Consider the following 353-nt stretch of genomic DNA (forward strand, 5'->3'; position numbering starts at 1 on the left):
TGACCGTTTTCTTCGATAACTCTTAAATTTAAGTTCCCCTGCTTGGTTTTATCCCCTCTGGAGAAAAGAGTTCCTTTGCGTTTATCTTCCCACTCTTTTTTGTACTTTTGCCTTTGTTTGCTGCTTAAATGCCTGCTTTTCAATTTGAAAAACAGGTCTTTCCCGCCAAAGATAACTTTACGTGGGTTTTCTCCAGGTTCTCCGGTGCTTTGCAAAACTTCGCTGGCTTCAAGTATAGCATCGTCTACATATCTGGAATTCAATTTAAAGAAACTTTGCAGTTCTTTCTTAAGTTCTTTTCGGGTTTTTCCTTCAAGCAGGCGGTTATAGGCATATCTTTTGCAGGAGTTCCA

The 353-nt window shown here is 39.7% G+C and carries 1 protein-coding gene; it reads right to left on the minus strand.

What is annotated here, in order from left to right; all coding sequences use genetic code 11:
- On the minus strand, positions 1–353 hold a 353-nt coding region (locus ciss_RS09105), incomplete at both ends, for an SSO2105 N-terminal domain-containing protein (protein WP_501161889.1).

This window comes from Carboxydothermus islandicus (genome assembly GCF_001950325.1).
GTDB classification, from domain to species: Bacteria; Bacillota; Z-2901; order Carboxydothermales; family Carboxydothermaceae; genus Carboxydothermus; species Carboxydothermus islandicus.